17 protein-coding genes are annotated in these 16091 nt (G+C 60.5%); 8 read left to right on the top strand and 9 right to left on the bottom strand.

Annotation, left to right across the window (positions count from 1 at the left end):
* Nucleotides 1-56: 56 nt before the first annotated feature.
* The 6 genes from ptsN to lptC all read right to left on the bottom strand — a co-directional run bounded on the left by ptsN (nt 57) and on the right by lptC (nt 5193).
* Entirely contained in the window at nt 57-521 is a 465-nt protein-coding gene (gene ptsN, locus ACQY1K_RS01440) for a PTS IIA-like nitrogen regulatory protein PtsN (protein ID WP_062454029.1), read from the bottom strand.
* Between the two features lie 61 nt (nt 522-582).
* Nucleotides 583-1155: a ribosome hibernation-promoting factor, HPF/YfiA family gene (hpf, locus tag ACQY1K_RS01445; protein ID WP_062454028.1), complete on the bottom strand. Its 573-nt coding sequence runs from the start codon at nt 1153-1155 to the stop codon at nt 583-585.
* A gap of 228 nt (nt 1156-1383) precedes the next feature.
* The gene (rpoN, locus tag ACQY1K_RS01450) at nt 1384-2967 is read right to left on the bottom strand and encodes an RNA polymerase factor sigma-54 (protein WP_430258121.1); all 1584 of its coding nucleotides are present in this window, start codon (nt 2965-2967) and stop codon (nt 1384-1386) included.
* A gap of 168 nt (nt 2968-3135) precedes the next feature.
* Nucleotides 3136-3936 (bottom strand): LPS export ABC transporter ATP-binding protein, encoded by an 801-nt coding sequence (gene lptB / locus ACQY1K_RS01455; RefSeq protein WP_371816128.1) that lies wholly within the window; start codon nt 3934-3936, stop codon nt 3136-3138.
* A gap of 18 nt (nt 3937-3954) precedes the next feature.
* Nucleotides 3955-4503, bottom strand: a complete 549-nt coding sequence (locus ACQY1K_RS01460) for an LptA/OstA family protein (protein WP_062454026.1) — start codon at nt 4501-4503, stop codon at nt 3955-3957.
* Nucleotides 4504-4515: 12 nt separating this feature from the next.
* Nucleotides 4516-5193: an LPS export ABC transporter periplasmic protein LptC gene (lptC, locus tag ACQY1K_RS01465; protein WP_062578831.1), complete on the bottom strand. Its 678-nt coding sequence runs from the start codon at nt 5191-5193 to the stop codon at nt 4516-4518.
* 213 nt (nt 5194-5406) lie between these two features.
* Here lptC and sppA point away from each other — a divergent pair, with 213 nt between their 5' ends.
* The 3 genes from sppA to ACQY1K_RS01480 all read left to right on the top strand — a co-directional run bounded on the left by sppA (nt 5407) and on the right by ACQY1K_RS01480 (nt 7212).
* Complete coding sequence (sppA, locus tag ACQY1K_RS01470) at nt 5407-6363, top strand: signal peptide peptidase SppA (RefSeq protein WP_430258122.1); 957 nt, start codon at nt 5407-5409, stop codon at nt 6361-6363.
* A gap of 47 nt (nt 6364-6410) precedes the next feature.
* Nucleotides 6411-6710 carry an integration host factor subunit beta gene (locus ACQY1K_RS01475; protein ID WP_062454023.1) on the top strand — a complete coding sequence of 100 codons (300 nt, stop codon included), beginning with the start codon at nt 6411-6413 and terminating at the stop codon, nt 6708-6710.
* 118 nt (nt 6711-6828) lie between these two features.
* On the top strand, nt 6829-7212 hold the full coding sequence (locus ACQY1K_RS01480; protein WP_430258123.1) for a lipopolysaccharide assembly protein LapA domain-containing protein: 384 nt from the start codon (nt 6829-6831) through the stop codon (nt 7210-7212).
* A gap of 10 nt (nt 7213-7222) precedes the next feature.
* Here ACQY1K_RS01480 and ACQY1K_RS01485 read toward each other — a convergent pair whose 3' ends face one another.
* On the bottom strand, nt 7223-7693 hold the full coding sequence (locus tag ACQY1K_RS01485; protein WP_209902951.1) for a CoxG family protein: 471 nt from the start codon (nt 7691-7693) through the stop codon (nt 7223-7225).
* 133 nt (nt 7694-7826) lie between these two features.
* On the opposite strand from ACQY1K_RS01485, the gene ACQY1K_RS01490 reads away from it, so the two are divergent.
* The 5 genes from ACQY1K_RS01490 (at nt 7827) to ACQY1K_RS01510 (ending at nt 13212) form a co-directional block, all read left to right on the top strand.
* The gene (locus tag ACQY1K_RS01490) at nt 7827-9026 is read left to right on the top strand and encodes a class I SAM-dependent methyltransferase (RefSeq protein WP_430258860.1); all 1200 of its coding nucleotides are present in this window, start codon (nt 7827-7829) and stop codon (nt 9024-9026) included.
* Nucleotides 9023-9880: a TrmH family RNA methyltransferase gene (locus ACQY1K_RS01495; protein WP_430258124.1), complete on the top strand. Its 858-nt coding sequence runs from the start codon at nt 9023-9025 to the stop codon at nt 9878-9880. Before ACQY1K_RS01490 ends, ACQY1K_RS01495 begins: the two co-directional genes overlap by 4 nt.
* The gene (lspA, locus tag ACQY1K_RS01500; RefSeq protein WP_430258125.1) at nt 9880-10386 is read left to right on the top strand and encodes a signal peptidase II; all 507 of its coding nucleotides are present in this window, start codon (nt 9880-9882) and stop codon (nt 10384-10386) included. Before ACQY1K_RS01495 ends, lspA begins: the two co-directional genes overlap by 1 nt.
* Nucleotides 10387-10481: 95 nt before the next feature.
* Nucleotides 10482-12215: a hybrid sensor histidine kinase/response regulator gene (locus ACQY1K_RS01505; RefSeq protein ID WP_062578844.1), complete on the top strand. Its 1734-nt coding sequence runs from the start codon at nt 10482-10484 to the stop codon at nt 12213-12215.
* Nucleotides 12216-12327: 112 nt separating this feature from the next.
* Nucleotides 12328-13212: a GNAT family N-acetyltransferase gene (locus ACQY1K_RS01510; RefSeq protein WP_430258126.1), complete on the top strand. Its 885-nt coding sequence runs from the start codon at nt 12328-12330 to the stop codon at nt 13210-13212.
* A gap of 122 nt (nt 13213-13334) precedes the next feature.
* Here ACQY1K_RS01510 and ACQY1K_RS01515 read toward each other — a convergent pair whose 3' ends face one another.
* Complete coding sequence (locus ACQY1K_RS01515; protein ID WP_430258127.1) at nt 13335-13598, bottom strand: type II toxin-antitoxin system Phd/YefM family antitoxin; 264 nt, start codon at nt 13596-13598, stop codon at nt 13335-13337.
* An 84-nt stretch (nt 13599-13682) separates the two neighbouring features.
* Nucleotides 13683-15980, bottom strand: coding sequence for an NADP-dependent malic enzyme (locus ACQY1K_RS01520; RefSeq protein WP_430258128.1), 2298 nt, complete (start codon nt 15978-15980; stop codon nt 13683-13685).
* Between the last annotated feature and the right edge of the window lie 111 nt (nt 15981-16091).

Genomic DNA, 16091 nt, shown 5'->3' on the forward strand with positions numbered 1-16091 from the left:
TCCATTCGAGGGCGAACGGGCGGCTTTACTCTATAGAAAAGGAGTATAGAGCCGCCTCAGGCGGCGTGGTTTGCCTGTTCTGCATTCAGAAAGGCGTAGATTGCCGACGCGGAATCGGTCTTGCGAAGCTTGGCAACGAGATCCTGATCGCGCAATACGCGGGCAATACGCGAAAGCGCCTTCAGGTGGTCGGCGCCGGCGCCCTCTGGGGCGAGCAGCAGGAAGACAAGATCGACCGGCTCGTCATCCAGCGCTTCGAAGTCGATCGGCGATTCCAGGCGGGCGAACACGCCCTTGATGGACGATATGCTGCTGAGCTTGCCATGTGGGATGGCAATGCCGTGGCCAACGCCCGTCGACCCCAGCCGCTCCCGTTGCAGGATGACGTCGAAGATCTCCCGCTCGGGAACACCCGTCAGCTTGGCCGCTTTCACAGCAAGTTCCTGAAGAAGCTGCTTCTTGGAGGTCACTTTAAGGGCAGGAACAATCGCATCTTGCTGCAGCAAATCCGCCAAAGCCATTCTTATCATCCTTTTGCCGCGAAGGGCGAAGAGAGCGCCAAAGGCGCTCTCCCGAGAGTTTTTAGTTCTTCATACCGGTGGAATCGATCCAACCGATATTTCCGTCATTGCGCCGGTACACGATGTTCAGCTCCTTTCCAGGGCTGCGGAACAACAGGACCGGTTCGTCCGTCATGTCGAGCGCCATCACGGCGGTCGCAACGGACATGGTCATCAACTGCTTCGTGCTTTCCGCAACGATTGTCGGTGCGAAATCGTCTGGCACGTCGTCTTCTTCATCCGGTACCCGGTCCATGACCGTGTAAGCCACTTCGGAAAAACCGTTCGCGTGATTGCCGGCGTGATGGTCCTTCAGTCGACGCTTGTAGCGACGAAGGCGTTTTTCGATCCGCTCCGCTGCAGCATCGAAACTTGCCTGTGGATCATTCGCTTCTCCGGCCGCATGCAGGACGATCCCGGTATCGAGATGCACCTTGCAATCTGCCGAAAAACGCGAGCCGGACTTCTCGACGATCACCTGACCCGAATACCCCCCGTCGAAGTATTTGGTCACTGCACCGCCGATGTGGTCCTCGATCTTCTGTCGAAACGAGTCGCCGATTTCCATATGTTTACCGGATACACGCACACTCATGGAGTTACTCCTTATTGTCGTGACTTGCATGTTCCAGTCTACGCCAACCGGCCTCTTGATCCAAGCGGTTCACGAATGGCAGGGCCAAATTGGTTTGGGAATTGGTTTAGATCCCGTGTCGCCCGGTCAGGTTGCGGCGGGTCTCTAAACTGCCATTAACGGAATGTCAATCTGTGCGGCACGTGTGGCGAATACCGGGTCGCCTATGACTGCCCTCGATATGTGAGGCTAGAACGCTGCCAGTTTCGCGATGGCGCGCTTTTCCCGCCTGCGTTGCACCGATGACGGAATGTTCATCGCCTCGCGATATTTCGCCACCGTCCGGCGCGCAAGTTCGACACCGCCCTGTTTGAGGCTGATGACAATGTCGTCATCCGACAGGACGGCACTCGGCAGCTCCTGAGAAATCAACAACCGGATGCGATGCCGCACCGATTCGGCCGAATGGGTGTCTCCACCTTCTTCCGCCGAGCCGATCGACACTGTGAAGAAGTATTTCAGTTCGAACAGGCCGCGTGGCGTCAGCACATACTTGTTGGAGGTGACGCGGCTGACGGTGGATTCGTGCATCTTGATGGCCTCTGCCACCGTCTTCAGGTTGAGCGGTCGCAGGTGATCGACGCCGTGCAGCAGGAAGGCATCCTGCTGGCGTACGATCTCGCTTGCCACTTTCATGATCGTCTTGGCGCGCTGGTCGAGGCTGCGGGCGAGCCAGTTCGCCGTCTGCATGCAGTCCGACAGAAAATTGTGATCTTCGCCGTTCTTCGGGCAGTGTTTGGAGACCGTGTTGAAATAGGTCTGGTTGACCAGAACGCGCGGCAGGGTATCGGGATTGAGTTCGACGTTCCATCCACCATCAAGCGATGGCCGGACCACGACATCAGGTGAGATAGACTGCGAGAACCCGCCCTCGAAGCCTGCACCCGGCTTCGGGTTGAGCTTGCGGATTTCAGCCATCATGTCGATCAGATCTTCGTCGTCCACGCCGCAGATCTTGCGCAGAGACGCAAAGTCACGCTTGGCGAGAAGATCGAGGTGATCGATCAGCGCTGCCATGGCCGGGTCCAGCCGGTCGTTCTGGCGCAACTGGATCGCCAGGCATTCGCTCAGGCTACGGCAAAATACCCCGGGTGGATCGAAGGTTTGCAGCTGAATGAGAACGGCCTCTACCGCCTCCGGCGCCTTGCCGAGACGGGCCGCGACCTCTTCGATGTCGCCCTGGAAATAGCCGGCATCGTCCAGCTGGTCGAGCAGGTCCTGGGCGATCAACCGGTCGCCCGGGGTGGTCACCACGAAAGGCAGCTGTTGTCCGAGATGATCGCGCAGGGTCACCTGACCCGCAACGAAATCGTCGAGGTCGTAGTCCTCGCCGGCATCGCCGCCGGGCATCGATTTCCACTGGCCGAGAAGTTCGGGCGCGTCCGGCCGCTGTGCCGGTGCGTCGTCGGGAAACACGTTTTCAAGGCTGGCATCGAGGTGATCGCCAAGCTTGGCCGTGCCGTCGCGGGTTGCGCTCTCATACCAGTCGAGGGAGCCGACATCGGCTTGCGCCGCCGACTGGCCTTCGAACGGTCCGTCATCATCGCGCGAACCGGAAAATTCCAGATCGCGGGGATCAAGCCCGCCTAAATCCGCATCACCATCGCCGTCGCCTGCCGCTATTTCGAGCAGCGGATTTTTCTCGACTTCCTGCGCGATGAACTGGTTGAGTTCAAAATGCGTCATCTGCAGCAGCTGAATGGACTGCATCAGCTGCGGTGTCATCACCAGCGATTGGCTCTGTCGCAGAAAAAGACTGGCAGATAACCCCATGGCGGACGCGAAACTCCCGTGATCTCCTTAAAATCATGCGGTCATCGCACGATAGTCGAGAGGAAGACACCGAGATTATCGGCGCCATCCTTCAACTGGCACAAGAATTGCTTTTTTGATAGATTTGGTCAAGCGGCACGAAGCGGGAAAGTGGATTCTTTCTGGGCTTCAGAGGCTGAACTTGTCACCAAGGTAAAGACGACGCACATCCGGGTTGTTGACGATATCGTCTGCCCTGCCATGTGTCAGGACTTCGCCTGCGTGAATGATATAGGCACGGTCGATAAGACCCAGCGTTTCACGGACATTGTGGTCCGTTATCAGTACCCCGATACCACGCGCCGTCAAGTGGCGAACAAGGTTCTGGATGTCGGACACCGAAATCGGGTCGACACCGGCAAACGGCTCGTCCAGCAGCATGAAGGCAGGGTCGGTCGCAAGCGCGCGGGCGATTTCGAGGCGACGCCTTTCACCACCCGAAAGCGCCACGGCTGCGGACTTGCGCAACTGGCTGATGTGGAATTCCTCCAGCAGCTCGTCGAGCTTGGCTTCCCGCTTGTCGCGGTTCGGTTCGTGAACTTCGAGAACGGCCCGGATATTATCCTCAACAGACAGTCCGCGAAAGATCGAGGCTTCCTGCGGCAGGTAGCCGACGCCGAGACGCGCGCGCCGATACATCGGCATATGCGTCACCTCGTTGCCATTGATGGCAATCATGCCCTCATCGACAGGCACAAGCCCGGTGATCATGTAGAAACACGTCGTCTTGCCGGCGCCGTTCGGTCCGAGCAGGCCGACAGCCTCGCCCTTGCGAACGACCAGCGATACGCCGTTCACCACGCGCCGCGTGTCATAGGTCTTGGAAAGACCATGCGCCACCAGCGTACCCTCATAGCGCGCCTTGTCGCGTGCAATGAAAGGTTCGGTCACGGGCGACCGGTCGGCAGACCGGTTGGAGAGGAAAGGTATTTTCAAGGGCTTGGATTTCTATTGCTTAGGCCGCGACTTCGGGTCGAGCATAATTTCCACGCGGCCACCGCAGGAATCGAGCTTCGCCTGTCCGGTCGCCATCTGCACGGTCAGCTTGCAGCCGCGAAACACGTTGGCGCCTTCGGAAAGCACCACTTGCTTGCCGGAAAGCACGAAGGTCTGCGAGGTCATGTCGAACTCGCCCTTTTCGGCGGTCGCCTGCTGAGTGCCCGAGGTGAGGAAAACGGTGTCGTCGAGAAAGATCTTGTCGATGTCGGTGCTGCCGGAGGTCACCGAAGCGCCTTCACCTTTGTAAAGCACGGTCATCTTGCCGGCCTTCATCGTGGTCGTACCCTGCACCACCTGCACATTGCCGGTGAAGAAGGCACGTTTTTCCTGATCCTTGATTTCCAGCTGGTCGCTCTGGATCTGGATCGGCGCATCGTTGGAAAGCTTCAAGCCTTCCATCTTGCTGCTGGTGGTCTGGGCGGTCGCGCTGAAGGCAAGGCCGAACACGAGTCCGGTGGCCATCACGGCGGAAGAGATACGAAAGAGTCGATTCGTCATTGCGGCCGTGCCCTATTTGCCTTGGTTGCGGATGCGGGCAGGGTCGAGGTCGACCTGAACCTTGCCGATCAGGGTGATTGTGTGTCCCTTATCCGTTATCTTCAGGGAGTTCGCAACAATGGAACCCGCGTCCATGGAGATTTTGACCGGGTCCGGCGTATCCATCAATCCACCCGGTATATCGAGGCGGGCGGATTGGAAGCGCGCAGTAATCCCGTTGGACAAATTAACGTCGAATGGTTTGGTAAGATCCAGCTTGTCGGCGCCACGATCGAAGTCGGCTCCGGCGGCCGTGACACGCGCAACGACCTCGTCATTGATCGGCACGGCCGCCTTGACGTTTTCGAGGCTGATCATGTTCGGGTTCTGGATATCCTGCAATGCGCGGTTGGCAATCATCGAATAGCTGATGCCGTCGCTGTTGCGGCCGGAAATCGCGGGCCGTTCCATGACGATCTTGCCATTTTCGATGCGCGCGCTTTCGATCGACAGGTTTTCCGGCAGATAGGCGCGCACGATCGCCACCCCGATAAAGGCGGCGGAGATGATGGCTGCACTGATCGGCAGGAATATCTTGAGCTTGCGCACCCTTGCGGAATGGGCAAGTGCCGACTGATAGATATCGTCGGGCGACTGCCCGATCGCACGGGAAGCGCCGGCCAGGGCTGGGTTGCGGATATGCTGCAGCATTCTGCTCGTCCGGTCCTTTCCGGCAAGATTTGTCGTAAAGATGACTGGGCCGCCTGCGTTGAGATCGACGTAAGCGGCGCTAGTTGTTCACCTGCGGCCTCAATATGGTTTTTATCGTTCAACAAACAATAATGGACAACATAAAAACGTGATATGCCCGCTTGAAACAATAAGCCGGACCCTATTTGGGCTGGCTCGCTTTGAGGATTGAGAATGGATCAGATGGGGATTGCTGAACGGCGCCAGTTGCGTCGGAAACTGAGTTTCTGGCGGGTTGCGGCCCTCGTGTTTCTCGTCGGTATCGGTTTCGCGCTGTATCGGGTCACGGTCGGCACCAGTGGCAACTCCGCGGTCGCGCACGTCGCTCGCGTCGATATCTCAGGCATGATCCTCGACGACAGGGAATTGCTGGAGCGATTGGAGAAGATCGCCGAAAGCAGCCAGGCAAAAGCGCTCATCGTCTCGATCAATTCTCCGGGCGGAACGACCTATGGCGGCGAGCGCATCTTCAAGGCCATCCGCCATATCGCGCAAACCAAGCCCGTCGTCTCGCAGGTCCGCACCCTTGCCGCATCCGCAGGCTACATGATTGCGTCTGCTGGCGATCATATCGTCGCCGGCGAAAGCTCCATCACCGGCTCGATCGGCGTCATCTTCCAGTATCCGCAGGTCGATGAAGCCCTGAAAAAGATCGGCGTGTCGCTGGAGGAGATCAAGTCCGCACCGCTCAAGGCCGAACCGTCGCCCTTCCATCCTGCCAGCGAAGAAGCCAAGACGATGATCCGCAACATGGTGATGGACAGCTACGCCTGGTTCGTCGACCTTGTGGCCGATCGCCGCAACATGCCGCGCGATGAGGTTCTGAAACTCGCTGACGGTACGATCTTCACGGGCCGTCAGGCGCTTGCCGTCAAGCTGGTCGATGAACTCGGCGGCGAAGACGAAGTTCGCGCCTATCTTGCGACCCGAGGTGTGGCCGAAAGCCTGCCCGAAGTGGAATGGAAGGATGGCAAATCCTCGTCCTCATTCTGGTTCGCCAGTGCCGTGGCGCAGTTTTTCCGCATGACCGGACTGGGCGACCAGCTTTCCCCGGCAGCGCTTCGGATCTTCGGCTCCGACAAGTTGTTCCTTGACGGTCTGGTTTCCGTTTGGCAGGTTGGAAGCGACTGAAAGCCTAATTTTTTCAGGGGGCACCTAACTTTTTTCAGGGGGCAGAAGTGATCAAATCTGAACTGGTGCAGATCGTTGCAGCGCGCAATCCGCATCTCTACCATCGTGACGTCGAGAATATCGTCAATGCGGTCCTCGACGAGATCACTGATGCTCTCGCCGGCGGAAACCGGGTCGAGCTGCGTGGCTTCGGCGCCTTTTCGGTAAAGAACCGTCCGTCGCGCTCCGGCCGCAATCCGCGCACAGGCGAAAGCGTCTTTGTCGAGGAAAAATGGGTGCCGTTCTTCAAAACGGGCAAGGAATTGCGCGAGCGCCTCAACCCGGATCTTGCCGACGAGGACGATTGATCGCGTCGAAGGTCGGGCATCACACTTGAAAGCATGACGCCGCCCTCTATTCTGCACTAGACGCCGGCAGCGATGACCGGCGATCCATCGTTTGATTGTCACTTGCCGGGAGAAAACCATGACCAAGTTCAAGAGGATCGTGAGCCTCGTGATCTTTGTGCCCCTCGGCATCGTTTTGATCGTTCTGGCCGTCGCCAACCGTCAAAGCGTCACGCTCGCGCTCAATCCCTTCCGTCCGGAAGACAGCCTGTTGTCGCTGACGGCGCCGCTGTTTCTGCTGCTGTTCCTGGCCGTCCTGTTCGGGATGGCGCTCGGCTCGTTCGTGACCTGGTGGAGCCAGGGCAAACATCGCCGACAGGCGCGGATCGAAGCGCGCGAAGCCGTCCGACTGCAAAAGGAGAACACTGCCGCGACCAGGCCGTCGCCGTCAGTCGTTCCCGCCCCGGCCAACCAGGCCGTTGTTCCCGCCCCGGTCAGCAACGCCGCGCTTCCAGCCAGATAACGACCCGCGGTCAGACCCCCTCGGTTCTGGCCTCCGCCGTCTTGGCGATGACCGCTGCGTTGAAATCCGCAAAGAATTTTGCTGCCAGCTTCTCGGTTGTCGACCGCACGAGCTTGGATCCGAGCTGCGAGATACGCCCTCCGGTTTGCGCACGCGCGATGTAATGCAGCACGGTCTCAGTCCCGTCTTCCTCAAGCCGCACGTCAGCCGCGCCCTTGGCAAAGCCCGCAATGCTTCCCTGACCCTCGGCGGAGAGCGTGTAGCTTTCTCCCGCATCGATGTTCGAAAGCGTGATCGTGCCGGCAAGGCCGAGCGAGATCAGGCTAAAGCGAACCTTGATACTGGCGGCAAGTTCGTTGTCCGAAATCCACTCCAGACGCTCGCAACCGGGAATGCACTGGCGGATGGTTTCGGCATCGTTCAGCGCCCGCCACACGATGTCCCGCGGCGCCGCGATCCGTTCCTGCCCTTCGATATCCATCTCGTTCTCCCGTTTCGCTGATTAGATAGGCGTCGAAGCGAGCGAAAACAGATCTGACGCTATTGCCGGCTTTGAAGAACGCGGCACAGATGCTATCTGCTGCGAAAGACAAGAACCCGAGCGGATGATCGCAGTGAAGAACAAGGAAAGGCGGCCGACCGGCAAGCGCCCGGAGAAGCCAGCAGCCAAGGGCGCGCCTAAGTCGCCTGCCAAAAGCCCGGACAAGCGCCGCAGCGAAGCGGGCAGCCGTCCGGCCGTTGCCGCAACCCGCACCAGGTCGACCGGCCCCCAGGCTGCGCGCTCGGAAGGTCGGGCCGAAGCCCAAACCACCCAGTCGCGCCGTCCTGACAGACCACAGGCACAACCGCACGTACCGGTCGAAACGCGTCCGCTTCTTGCCCGCAGCGGCGATCTGCCAGCCGAACGCGTGCCGATCATTCTGGAATCGTCCGGCGCCGGCGATTTCCACCTGATCGACACCGGCCGCGGCCTGAAGCTAGAGCAATACGGCGATTACCGGGTCGTGCGCCCGGAAGCTCAGGCCCTGTGGCAGCCGACGCTTGCCGACGATATCTGGGAAAATGCCGACGCGATCTTCACCGGCGACACGGATGAAGATGGGATGGGCCGCTGGCGCTTTCCGGCGCAGACGCTCGGCGAAACCTGGCCTCTCGCCCTTCTCGGCATCGATTTCCACGGCCGCTTCACCGCATTTCGCCATGTCGGCGTGTTTCCGGAACAGATCGTCCACTGGGAGTGGATGAAGGAACGCGTCGAGGAAGCCGCCAAGGCCGGGCGCACACTGAAGGTGCTCAACCTGTTCGGCTACACCGGCGTCGCGTCGCTTGTGGCGGCTGCCGCCGGTGCCGAGGTCACCCATGTCGACGCGTCGAAAAAGGCGATCGGCTGGGGTCGCGAGAACCAGTCCTTGTCGCGTTTGGAAAAGGCACCGATCCGCTGGATCTGCGAAGACGCGATGAAGTTCATCCTGCGCGAGGAACGCCGCGGCAACACCTACGATATCATTCTCACCGATCCGCCGAAATTCGGCCGCGGTCCAAATGGCGAGGTCTGGCATCTGTTCGATCATTTGCCGCTGATGCTCGATGTCTGCCGGCAGCTCCTGTCGCCCAAGGCTGTCGGCCTGGTGCTAACAGCCTATTCGATCCGCGCCAGCTTCTATTCCATCCATGAACTGATGCGCGAAACCATGCGCGGCGCAGATGGCGTGGTGGAATCGGGCGAACTCGTCATCCGGGAAGCGGGCCTCGACGGCAAAGTCCATGGCCGCGCGCTTTCCACCTCTCTTTTCAGCCGCTGGGTACCCGCATGAGCGATAATTTTCACAGAAACGGGCCTCGGCGCGTCGGGCAGGTGAAGGAAGTCACCTCGCTCGCCAACCCCATCATCAAGGACATCAAGCTTCTCACCGACAAGAAGCACCGGGAAGAAGCCGGTGCCTTCATGGCGGAGGGGCTGAAACTGGTCATCGACGCGCTGGAACTCGGCTGGTCGATCCGCACGCTCGTTTATGCCAAGGCTGCCAAGGCCAAGCCGCTGGTCGAACAGGTCGCGGCAAAGACCGTGGCTGACGGCGGCTTGGTGCTCGAAGTCAGCGAAAAGGTTCTGTCTTCGATCACGCGCCGCGACAATCCGCAGATGGTGGTCGGCATTTTCGAGCAGCGCTGGGCACGGCTTGCCAATCTGAAGCCGCAGAGCGACCAGACGTTTGTCGCGCTCGACCGCGTCCGCGATCCGGGCAATCTCGGCACGATTATTCGCACGGCCGATGCCGCCGGCGCCTCCGCCGTGCTGCTGGTCGGGGAAAGCACCGACCCGTTCTCGCTGGAAACCGTGCGCGCCACGATGGGCTCGATTTTCGCAATGCCGGTCATCCGCTGCTCGGCCGAAGAATTCCTGAACTGGCAAAAGGGAGCGGGCGTCAGCGTCGTTGCCACCCATCTGGCCGGCGCCGTCGATTACCGCACCGCGGACTATACCCGCAAACCGGTCGTTCTCCTGATGGGCAACGAGCAGTCCGGCCTGCCGGACAGCCTTGCCCGCGCCGCCGATCGCACAGTCAAAATTCCGCAACAGGGCAGGGCGGACTCGCTCAATCTCGCGGTCGCGACGGCAGTCATGCTGTTCGAAGCCCGCCGCCATCTGCTGACGCTGGAGGATAAATAATGACCGCTCGCGTTGGTTTCCTGTCTCGACCCATCAGTGCGGTCATCTTCATCATCATCGCCGTGGTGCTCGACCAGGCGATCAAGATCGCCGTCGAAAACTCGCTGCCGCTCGAGCAGATGGTGCCGGTCATGCCGTTTCTGGCGCTCTACCGCACCTATAATATGGGCGTAGCCTTCTCGCTTCTGTCCGGCATGGAGCGCGAGTTCATCATAGGCATGCGCCTCGTCATCGTCGCCTTCGTGCTGTGGCTCTGGCGCCGCACGCCCAAGGACCGGCCCTTTGCCCATCTCGGCTATGCGATGATCATCGCCGGTGCGATCGGGAACCTGATCGATGGCATCGTTTACGGGCACGTGGTGGATTACATCCTGTTTCACACCGCCACCTGGTCGTTTGCCGTGTTCAATCTCGCGGACAGTTTTATCAGCGTCGGTGCAGGTCTCGTCATTGTCGACGAGCTGTTCGGTCCCAAAGCGGCGGCATCCGTAGACGAGCAGAAGTAATTTTGCTCGACGGATAATTGTGAAATCGAGCGATTGGCATAATTTTACCGGATTGATCTAAGACTTCGGAAGGAAACCTCGGGTAATCTTTCCGTATGCGCGACATCGCCGAAATACAGAACCGTATCTCACAGGCCTTCACGTCGCTCGCGCCGAAGGACGGGTCTGACGACGCCGCATGGAATGGAGTGCCCCGCACGCCGGAGCAGCCGGTCGCGGCGAACGTCCAGAGACATCCAGGCGCTCTTCGCGCACTCTTCACGAAAATCCTCAAATGGCGCCGCCCACAGGCCATTGCTGCCGACGTCTCGGGCTCTCCGCAGATCGCCAACGTCGTCCATGAGCTACGAACGCCACTGAACGGCATTCTTGGGATGACCCACCTCTTGGGTCAGACGAAGCTGACGGCGGAGCAGCAGAATTACTTGAGCGGTATCCGCCAGTCCGGCTACGCCCTGGCTCAACTGGTCGAAGATCTGCTGGATCATTCCACGATGGAGGCCGGCCGGTTCCGTCTCAACAACCGTGCAGCGGATCTGCGCCAACTGATCGAAGGTGTCGTGGAAATGCTCGCGCCCCGCGCCCATGGCAAACGGATCGAGATCGCCGCCACCGTATCCGCCGCCGTGCCGGAGCTTCTCGACTTCGATCCTGCCCGCATTCGCCAGGTTCTGTTCAACGTCATCGGCAACGCCGTCAAGTTCACGACCACAGGCGGCGTGCTGGTTCGAGCCTTCATCGAGAACGAGACCGTGGCGATTTCTGTTGCCGATACCGGCCCTGGCATGACCGAGGAAGAGCAGACCCGAATCTTCGGTGCGTTCGAACAGGCAGGATCAGCGGAAACGCGCAGCGGCGGCACAGGTCTCGGCCTCGGCATCGCCTCGCGCATCCTGGCCGAATTCGGCGGCTCGCTGTCGGTCTCCAGCCGCAAGGGCAATGGCAGCGTCTTCACCATCCGCTATCCCATGCGTCTCGCCGAGGATGCGCCGGCCGGTGCTGCCGTTCGCAACCGCTCGCTGTTTGGCTCTCGCGTGCTTCTGCTCGCGCCAGATGGTCCGGCCGCCTTTGCGACCGTTTCCAGCATCGAAACACTCGGCGGCCGTGGGAGGCATGTGTCCGATCCCGCCCAGGTGCAGCTGTTGATCGATCGGGCCAAAGCGACAGGCTCGCCCTATACCGATCTCATCGTCGATCACCGACTGGCCTCCGACTACGCGTGGGAACCGTCGCACGCGCCGCTGCACCGTATTCTGCTGGTCAATCCGGAGGAAAGGGCGTCGCAACCCCAGGAATATTTCGATGCCTGGCTGATCCGGCCGCTGCGCGAAAAATCGCTGGTCGATGTCCTAAGTGGCCGCATGCGTGGTTTTGGCGCCCGCGACCGCCCAGTAATGGACGTGCCGGCCCCTGAAAATTCAAACTCGGTCGATCGCAAGCGGGAAGCCGGTCCGGCCCTCGATATTCTTCTCGGAGAAGACGATCCCGTCAGTGCGCTTCTGGTCGCCGCGGTTCTGCGCAAGGCAGGGCACACGGTTCGTTCCGTGGAGGATTTCGGAAGTCTCATCGAAGCCCTTGGCGAAAACCGCCCGGATGTCGTTCTCTGCGACATGCATATGCCCGGCGGCAACATCATGGATCTCATCTCTGCCGCCTCCAGAACCGCGCTGCAGCCGGTTCCCGTCATGGTGCTGACAGCCGAGAGCCGCGGCGAGGCGCGGCGCAAAGTCATCGATCAGGGCGCCTGCAAAGTGCTTCAGAAGCCGCTCGATCCGGCTGTTCTGATTGAGGAATTGCGCCTTTTTGCGCAGGCTTCCAGCACGTCCTGACAGTCGCGTTGACGGGCCTTGCACCACTTCCTATTGTGACGATATCTGTCACGCTCTTGTTGCAGATGCATGTTTAAACGCGGGTGATCCAACCGGTACGGGAAGAATCACCATGGCTATCGAACTCCTGAACCGCACATTGACCTCTGAGACAAAGCAGGCCCCGGCTGCTGATCCGGCAAATAGCCGCGTTGGTAGCGATGTGTTCGGCCGCATCGGCACGCTGGAAACGCGGCTTGCCCGCAACCTGCGCGAAATCGATGCCGCCCAGGCCGTGCGCTACCGCGTCTTCGTCGAGGAGATGGGCGCCACGATTGAGCCCGAGGCGATGCGGCTTCGACGGGATATCGATAGCTACGATGCGATCTGCGACCATCTGCTTGTCGTCGACAACGCGATAGACGGTGAAATCGAAGACCAGATCGTCGGAACCTACCGGCTTCTGCGCCAGAGCGTCGCTGAGGCGAATGGCGGGTTTTATTCGACGTCCGAGTTCGATATCGCGCCACTTCTCGCCCGCCATCCCGACAAGCAGTTCATGGAACTCGGCCGCTCCTGCGTGCTGCCCGAATACCGCACCAAACGCACCGTCGAACTGCTCTGGCAGGGCAACTGGGCCTATGCGCTGAAGCATGGTGTCAATGCCATGTTCGGCTGCGCCTCTTTCCCCGGCGTGCGTCCGGAAGAACACGCGCTGGCGCTGTCCTTCCTCCATCACAATGCGCTGGTGAAGGACGAGTGGATGGTCCACGCACTGCCTGATCTCAATCGCAACATGGATCTGATGCCTGTCGAGGCGATCAATCCGCGCCAGGCGCTGTCCGCCATGCCGCCACTTGTGAAGGGCTATCTTCGCCTCGGCGCCATGATCGGAAAGGGTGCCGTCGTCGATCAGGCCTTCAACACCACGGATGTCCTGATCGTGCTGCCGATCGCCTCGATCTCCGGCCGCTACATCAACTACTTCGGCGCCGACGCCGGCCGCTTCGCGAACTAGAGAACTCTAGATGTGGAGCCTGGTCGGTCCGCCATAGCGACCCACCATGTCGTGCACCGAGGATGGCAAGCGTTCGGGCGCGGCGACAAGCCAGATCAGAAGATAGGAATCCAGCAACAGCCTCAATCGTGAGCGCCGTAGAACAGATCCTCGATCTCTTTGTCTAGCGCCTTATCCATGTCTTCCGGAATGATGAACTGACCTTTGAGGAATCCGATCCGCCGTTTCCTGAGCCCGGTCACCTCGGGTGCGGCCGCCTCATCGACAGCAACCACCGTCACCAGCGGCTTGCCCGCCCTGGCGATCACGAACGGTTCCCCGTTCGCGGCTTCATCGACAAGCTGCGACAGGTTTTCTTCGGCTTCCTGAATGCTGACGGTCTTCATGAAACGGGAACTCCGATCGGACCAGATGAAACACCCTAATCCGATCGGCTGAAGCTTTCAACAAAAGCGTCGGCGCGGGGTCTCTCAGGACCCCGCGTTATAGGCCGCAATCGCCGCCATGTTGACGATTTCGGAGTCCTTGGCGCCCATCTGAGTGATCTGCACCGATTTGTCCAAGCCGACCAGAAGCGGCCCGATCAGCGTCGAGGCACCGATTTCCTGCAGCATGCGGGTGGCGATCGAGGCCGAATGAATGGCCGGCATGACAAGCACGTTGGCCGTGCCGGAGAGGCGGCAGAACGGATACTGCTCCATGCGGCTGGCGTTGAGCGCCACGTCGGCACCCATCTCGCCGTCATACTCGAAATCCACCCGGCGTCCGTCGAGGATCTTTACCGCCTCGCGGACCCGCTCCGACCGTTCGCCGATCGGCTGGCCGAATGTGGAATAGGCAAGCAGCGCCACGCGCGGCTCGTAACCCATGCGCTTGGCGACGCGCGCGGCTTCCACGGCGATGTCGGCAATCTGCTCGGCAGTCGGCATGTCGTGGACGGCGGTATCCGCCACGAAGATCGTCCGGCCGCGGGCCACCACGATCGACACGCCGATCACCCTGTGTCCGGGCTTGTCGTCGATGCAGCGGCGCACGTCGGAAAGAGCGGTCGCATAATTGCGCGTCGTGCCGGTTACCATCGCATCCGCATCGCCCACGGCCACCATGGTCGCGGCAAAATGGTTGCGGTCGTGGTGGATCAGCCGCTGCACGTCACGCAGAAGCAGTCCATGGCGCTGCAGGCGGGCGTAGAGGAAGTCGATATAGGTATCGACGCGCCTGGAAATGCGCGCATTGATGATCTCGATGCCGGGACGTTCGAGGTCGATACCGGCCTTTTCCGCCGTCTCGCGGATCACATCGTCGCGGCCGAGCAGGATGGCGGTGCCGAGACCCTGGCTGCAGAAGGAGATCGCGGCCCGCATGACCTGCTCTTCTTCGGCTTCGGCAAACACCACGCGCTTGGGGAAGCGGCGAACCCGGTCGTAGATCCCTTGCGTCGTTGCAGCGATCGGGTCGCGGCGGGCGGAAAGCTCGCGACCATAGGCGTCAAGGTCGGTGATGTCGCGACGCGCTGCTCCGCTTTCCATTGCAGCTCTGGCAACGGCGACGGGAATGGCCGAGATCAGCCGCGGATCGAACGGCACGGGAATGATGTATTGCGGCCCGAAACGCGGGCGGTTGCCCTGGTAGGCGGCAGCCACGTCATCAGGCACGTCCTCGCGGGCAAGATCGGCCAGCGCCTGCGCGGCGGCAATCTTCATCGCATCGTTGATCTGGCGGGCCCGCACATCGAGCGCACCGCGGAAGATGTAGGGAAAGCCCAGCACGTTGTTGACCTGGTTCGGATAGTCCGAGCGGCCGGTCGCCATGATCGCGTCGTCGCGGATCCGCGCCACTTCTTCCGGCGTGATTTCCGGATCGGGATTGGCCATCGCGAAAATGATCGGCTTGTCCGCCATCGAGCGGATCATCGCTTCGGTAAACGCACCCTTCTGGGAAAGACCGAACACCACGTCGGCACCCTTCATGGCCTCTTCCAGCGTCCGGCTGTCGGACTTGACGGCGTGGGCGCTCTTCCACTGGTTCATACCCTCGGTGCGACCCTGGTAGATCACGCCCTTGGTGTCGCAGAGGATGATGTTGGCAGGGTTGAAGCCCATCGCCTTGATCAGCTCGATACAGGCGATCGCGGCGGCACCCGCGCCATTGCAAACCAGCTTCGTCGTCTTGAGGTCGCGGCCGGTGAGTTCCAGCGCGTTGATGAGACCGGCGGCGGCGATGATCGCCGTACCGTGCTGGTCGTCATGGAAAACCGGGATGTCCATCAGTTCGCGCAGACGGCTCTCGATGATGAAGCATTCCGGCGCCTTGATGTCCTCAAGGTTGATGCCGCCGAAGGACGGGCCGAGATAGCGCACGCAGTTGATGAATTCGTCTACGTTTTCCGTATCGACCTCGAGATCGATACTGTCCACATCGGCAAACCGCTTGAACAGGACAGACTTGCCTTCCATGACCGGCTTGGATGCCAGTGCACCGAGATTGCCGAGACCAAGGATTGCCGTGCCGTTGGAAATCACGGCCACCATGTTGCCGCGCGTCGTGTAGTCGTAGGCCTTGGAAGGGTCGGCGGCGATCGCCAGAACCGGCACGGCGACACCCGGCGAATAGGCAAGCGATAGGTCGCGCTGCGTCGCCATCGGCTTTGTCGGGGTGATCTCGAGCTTGCCGGGACGGCCCTGCGAGTGGAAATCAAGCGCTTCCTGCTCGGTCACCGACGCTCTGTTGCGCGTGTTCTTTTCCGGCGTCTTGTCGTTTGCGGGCATTGGCCTCTCCAGCTTTTTGTGGGCAGCGCCCCTCGAGGTCGCGGGGGATGTTGTAATTCAAGGGTCATCACCGATAGTGTCGCCTCTTTCCAGACGCAACAATAAATCTGC

This window comes from Neorhizobium sp. IRS_2294, from assembly GCF_050500145.1.
GTDB lineage: Bacteria > Pseudomonadota > Alphaproteobacteria > Rhizobiales > Rhizobiaceae > Neorhizobium > Neorhizobium soli.

What these genes read in the sequence shown, in the direction of transcription:
- ptsN (WP_062454029.1), bottom strand. Translation starts at nt 521, where the DNA reads ATGGCTTTGGCGGATTTGCTGCAGCAAGATGCGATTGTTCCTGCCCTT.
- hpf (WP_062454028.1), bottom strand. Translation starts at nt 1,155, where the DNA reads ATGAGTGTGCGTGTATCCGGTAAACATATGGAAATCGGCGACTCGTTT.
- rpoN (WP_430258121.1), bottom strand. Translation starts at nt 2,967, where the DNA reads ATGGGGTTATCTGCCAGTCTTTTTCTGCGACAGAGCCAATCGCTGGTG.
- ACQY1K_RS01460 (WP_062454026.1), bottom strand. Translation starts at nt 4,503, where the DNA reads ATGACGAATCGACTCTTTCGTATCTCTTCCGCCGTGATGGCCACCGGA.
- lptC (WP_062578831.1), bottom strand. Translation starts at nt 5,193, where the DNA reads ATGCTGCAGCATATCCGCAACCCAGCCCTGGCCGGCGCTTCCCGTGCG.
- sppA (WP_430258122.1), top strand. Translation starts at nt 5,407, where the DNA reads ATGGATCAGATGGGGATTGCTGAACGGCGCCAGTTGCGTCGGAAACTG.
- ACQY1K_RS01480 (WP_430258123.1), top strand. Translation starts at nt 6,829, where the DNA reads ATGACCAAGTTCAAGAGGATCGTGAGCCTCGTGATCTTTGTGCCCCTC.
- ACQY1K_RS01485 (WP_209902951.1), bottom strand. Translation starts at nt 7,693, where the DNA reads ATGGATATCGAAGGGCAGGAACGGATCGCGGCGCCGCGGGACATCGTG.
- ACQY1K_RS01495 (WP_430258124.1), top strand. Translation starts at nt 9,023, where the DNA reads ATGAGCGATAATTTTCACAGAAACGGGCCTCGGCGCGTCGGGCAGGTG.
- lspA (WP_430258125.1), top strand. Translation starts at nt 9,880, where the DNA reads ATGACCGCTCGCGTTGGTTTCCTGTCTCGACCCATCAGTGCGGTCATC.
- ACQY1K_RS01505 (WP_062578844.1), top strand. Translation starts at nt 10,482, where the DNA reads ATGCGCGACATCGCCGAAATACAGAACCGTATCTCACAGGCCTTCACG.
- ACQY1K_RS01510 (WP_430258126.1), top strand. Translation starts at nt 12,328, where the DNA reads ATGGCTATCGAACTCCTGAACCGCACATTGACCTCTGAGACAAAGCAG.
- ACQY1K_RS01515 (WP_430258127.1), bottom strand. Translation starts at nt 13,598, where the DNA reads ATGAAGACCGTCAGCATTCAGGAAGCCGAAGAAAACCTGTCGCAGCTT.
- ACQY1K_RS01520 (WP_430258128.1), bottom strand. Translation starts at nt 15,980, where the DNA reads ATGCCCGCAAACGACAAGACGCCGGAAAAGAACACGCGCAACAGAGCG.